Below are 3,920 nucleotides of genomic sequence, written 5' to 3'. Positions count from 1 at the left end.
AGCCGCTGGTTCTCCGGGTCCTGCTCCTCGGTGGATACTCTTATGTAGGTGACCGCGGGGATCAAGACCTGCGCCTGCCCTCCCTCTTAGGAGGCCCCTCGCCCCTCGGCCTCCTCGGGGGCTTTACCTCAGGCGGCGGCTGGAGGGGGGATATGTAGTACCCCAGCGGCCAGCCGTACGTCCGGTCCCTCTCCTCCCCCGACGTCGTGTGGACGTCAATGTAGAGGACGTTTCTAAATATCAGTGGCTCCTCGGCCCACACCCCCACCCTCTCTGGGTAGTAGGCGATAGGCTCCACAAACCACTCGTACACCCGCCCGTCTTGTATAAACCTGACAAAGTCTAGGTACTCGTCGGCGTTGTAAAACCCCCAGACGACGAGCACCGCCGCCGGGGGGAGGTTCACCGTAATGCGGCCCAGCTGAAGCGAGTAGCCGAATTTATCCGCCGCCTCGCCGTATATATGCCTCGGCTGAATCACCTCAAGCCTGCCCCCTATCTTCCTCGCGTACTCCTGCGCCACCGCGTAGGCCTTTTTGATAGCCTCCACAGCCTCGTTTCTAGAAAGCGGTAGGAACCACACGGCGGTATCTATACCAACACTATTTAAACAATACACCGCCGCCCCCCGCCCAGCTCCCCCCGCCGAGGCCCGCCGCGCCGCAGTTATAAAGACAGGCCGCATAATAACCGCTAGAAATAAAACCGCCGTGTTAGGCCCCACCCATGTTCGGGCTAATCGCCCTGACAGCCATCGCGGTGCTCACCGCGCTCGCCCTGAGAAGGGTGAGAGACCGCATACTGACCGGGCTGGCCGTCGCCGGCCTGTTCCTAGTGTCGATACCCGCCCTCCTTGTAAACGGCGACGTGGCTGAGCGTCTCGTGGCCGCCCTCTACATGTACGCCCCCTACTGGGAGTACCTAGTGCCCATCGCCTTCTTCACCGCCGCCCTCCTGCCCGGGAAGAGGTCTGGCAAGAAGAGGGGTAAAAAAGCCGCCGGTTATAAACGCGACGTAGTTATCGTCTAGAGGCGTAGATAAGAGCGACGGCAGCCAAGAGGGCGAGAATCAAGACAAACCACAGCCCTTTTTCCTCCCCATGCACAGCAGGTAGAGTCGCCGTAGCCGCGGTCTTGGCTGGGGGTTGCGGCGGCGGGGAGAAGTTGACCCTCGGCAGGGTCACATTTCCCTTAGCCGCCATGCACGACACGTCTCCCATCGCCGTTGAGTATATCGACGCCATGATGTAGTACGTCAGGGCGCTCTGCGGGTTGCCGCCCTCCCCGCTGTAGTAGTCGCCGAACTGGAGGTAGCTGAGGGGCAGGGTGTTGGTGTAGCCGCACGCGGCGGCCCTTGCCATGTTGGTGAGGGCCCTCTCCCTAGCCACGTTTAGGTACTTGTCGGGAGCCGCCGACATAAGCGCTGAGGCGGTCTCCGCGATGATCTCAATGGAGTTGGCTATGGAGGCCAGGTAGAGGCCCCTCCTGTAGAGGTCCTCGGCCAGCTGGACGGCTGTGGCGTAGTCGCCCAGCGTTACGCCGTAGGTAGTCTCGAGATATGCGTACATAGTCTTGGCGTAGTCTAGGTACATCCTAGCCACCTCCGCGAGGCCCGTCTCGTTTATAGCCGGGCCGTAGGCCATGGCCCTCGCCTCGTCGACCCACGACCTCAAGGTCACAGCCCGGGCGTACATGGCGCCGGCGTCCGGCCTGCTGGAGTTGGCCTGGAAGTAGACCTCGTACACCCTCGTGTAGCTGGCCACGACGAGGTCGATGTTGTTCACCGTCAGAGGGATGCGGGAGAGCTCCGCCTCCGCCTCCTTAGCCATCTGCACCGCCTGGTTGTACAAACTGCGGTATGTCCGGCCGGAGGAGGCCGCCTGATCCCTGTAGTAGTTTACGACGCCTTGGTAGATGAGAGACGCCGCGGCGTAGTAGTAGCCCTTGTTCTTCAGACGCTGAATCACAGCCGCGTCGACATAGCCCCTGCCGACCGTCTGGTTGTAGTAGCTGTAGATGGCGTTGAAAAGATCTCTTGAAATCGCCTTAAATACGGAGTCGTCCACCGCCGCCGCCGGCGGCGTGGATATCCTCCTACCGGTCAAGTAGTATATAGCCTCCTCCACAGTCCCCACCTCAACCACCTTTATCCCCCTCACGCCGCTGGGGGCCTCGCCTATTGGGACAAGCGCCGTCTTGATCCCGCGCTCAGCCGCCGCGCTTACCTTCTGCGACACGCCGCCCACAGGCCCTATCAAGCCGTCCGGCAGTATAATGCCGGTCATCGCCGTGTCGTTTCTAAGCTCCAGACCGTTCATCAAGGCGTACATAGCCACAGTAATGTAGCCACTAGCCGAGGGCCCCCCGACCTGGGCGTCGCTCGCCAGCACCCTGAGCAGAGCCGTGTAGTTTGTATACGGGACGCCCGAGAGGCGGGAGGCCACATACAGCGCAATCTGCGCCGAGGGGCCGAAGCCCTGGCCCGCCTCGGGCACCCCAGCCACATACGCCCGGCCGTCGCCCGGCGTGAGCAAGGTAACTCTAATAGGCAACACGGCGCCGCCGCCAGGCCCCACCGCCAAGGCGTTGATCTCCACAGAAGACACCTTAACCGTGTAGGTCTCCCACCCCGCCGCGGCTACAACCAACGCCACCGCCAGCACGGCGATAAACCACTTTTTCATGCCGCAGACCCCCGCCTCAACTATAAAAAAGTTACTCACCTCCAGCGGCGGAGAGCGGAGGCCGCGGCGCGGTCTGGCTAAGGACAAGGCGGGTCAGTGGAGGTCGTGTTGCTTCACAGCTCCGCCTCGCCTGGGTCATCATATAAATACCGTGTGGACAGAGGTATTTATGGATGTCGCGGAGGTGGTCGCGGCTTCGCGCCGCTGTGTTGTGTTCACCGGCGCGGGCATCTCAGCCGAGAGCGGCGTGCCGACGTTCAGAGGGCCCGGCGGCTTGTGGGAGAGGTACCGGCCTGAGGAGCTCGCCACCCCCGAGGCCTTCGAGAGGGACCCGGAGCTGGTGTGGAGGTGGTACAAGTGGCGTCAGGAGGTTATCTACAGCGCGTCGCCGAACCCCGGCCACTACGCCGTCGCCGAGCTTGAGAGGCTCGGCGTCGTCAAGGCTGTGATCACCCAGAACGTAGACGGCCTCCACCAGCGCGCCGGCAGTACAAAAGTCGTGGAGCTACACGGCTCCATATGGCGGGCCCGTTGCACCAAATGCGGCGCCGTATACAAGCTGGACAAGCCGGTGGAGGCTGTCCCCCCGCGGTGCGCGAAGTGCGGAGGCCTCCTCAGGCCAGACGTCGTGTGGTTCGGAGAGCCCCTGCCCCAGGAGGCGTGGCGGGAGGCCGCTGAGCTCGCCGCGGCCACGGACGTCATGATCGTGATCGGCACATCCGGCGTGGTCTACCCAGCGGCGTATATACCGCAGATCGCGAAGAGGGCGGGGGCAGTTGTAATCGAAGTGAATATAGAGCCCACGGTCATAACCCCCATAGCCGACTTCTTCATTAGAGGCAGAGCGGGGGAGGTCCTACCCCGGATAGTGGAGGAGGTTAAGAAGAGGCTCGGAACCCGCCAAGCTCAACGCCACGACTCGCGCCAGCCATCGGCTCCTCATCGCCGGGATAGCTAACACACATGTATAAAAGCTACATCGTCTTTTTCCAATGCGCCCCCCAGGTGGTGCAGATCCCGGCAAGGACGTTCCAGCTGGAGGGGGGCACATACGCCTACGTGGGGTCCTGCGGCTTGAGTTGCGCGGCGAGGCTCAGGAGGCACCTCGAAAGACGGGGGAGGAAGAGGTGGCACGTTGACTACCTCGTCTGCACCCCCCTATACGCCGTCGTCACCCCCATACCCGAAAAAGAACTCGCGAAAAGGCTGGCCGCATGCCGCCCCGTGCCAGGCTTCG

5 protein-coding genes are annotated in these 3,920 nt (G+C 62.5%); 3 read left to right on the top strand and 2 right to left on the bottom strand.

Annotation, left to right across the window (positions count from 1 at the left end; all coding sequences use genetic code 11):
* Positions 1-61: 61 nt before the first annotated feature.
* Positions 62-583, bottom strand: a complete 522-nt coding sequence (locus ACP5J3_RS11815) for a hypothetical protein (protein WP_428495871.1) — start codon at positions 581-583, stop codon at positions 62-64.
* A 143-nt stretch (positions 584-726) separates the two neighbouring features.
* Here ACP5J3_RS11815 and ACP5J3_RS11810 point away from each other — a divergent pair, with 143 nt between their 5' ends.
* Positions 727-1,029 carry a hypothetical protein gene (locus ACP5J3_RS11810; RefSeq protein WP_014287940.1) on the top strand — a complete coding sequence of 101 codons (303 nt, stop codon included), beginning with the start codon at positions 727-729 and terminating at the stop codon, positions 1,027-1,029.
* On the opposite strand, the gene ACP5J3_RS11805 is transcribed toward ACP5J3_RS11810, so the two are convergent.
* Positions 1,019-2,683 carry a S16 family serine protease gene (locus ACP5J3_RS11805; protein ID WP_428495870.1) on the bottom strand — a complete coding sequence of 555 codons (1,665 nt, stop codon included), beginning with the start codon at positions 2,681-2,683 and terminating at the stop codon, positions 1,019-1,021. The genes ACP5J3_RS11810 and ACP5J3_RS11805 overlap by 11 nt on opposite strands.
* Before the next feature lie 169 nt (positions 2,684-2,852).
* Here ACP5J3_RS11805 and cobB point away from each other — a divergent pair, with 169 nt between their 5' ends.
* The gene (cobB, locus tag ACP5J3_RS11800; RefSeq protein ID WP_428495869.1) at positions 2,853-3,641 is read left to right on the top strand and encodes an NAD-dependent protein deacetylase; all 789 of its coding nucleotides are present in this window, start codon (positions 2,853-2,855) and stop codon (positions 3,639-3,641) included.
* 5 nt (positions 3,642-3,646) lie between these two features.
* Positions 3,647-3,920: DUF123 domain-containing protein (locus ACP5J3_RS11795; RefSeq protein ID WP_428495868.1), on the top strand; the 274-nt coding region annotated here is incomplete at its 3' end.

The organism is Pyrobaculum sp., from assembly GCF_049971835.1.
In the GTDB taxonomy this organism is placed as follows: Archaea; Thermoproteota; Thermoprotei; order Thermoproteales; family Thermoproteaceae; genus Pyrobaculum.
This window is presented reverse-complemented; position numbering and strand designations above follow the sequence as displayed.

Coding starts and splice junctions, on each gene's coding strand:
- ACP5J3_RS11810 (WP_014287940.1), top strand. CDS start 727: ATGTTCGGGCTAATCGCCCTGACAGCCATCGCGGTGCTCACCGCGCTC.
- ACP5J3_RS11805 (WP_428495870.1), bottom strand. CDS start 2,683: ATGAAAAAGTGGTTTATCGCCGTGCTGGCGGTGGCGTTGGTTGTAGCC.
- cobB (WP_428495869.1), top strand. CDS start 2,853: ATGGATGTCGCGGAGGTGGTCGCGGCTTCGCGCCGCTGTGTTGTGTTC.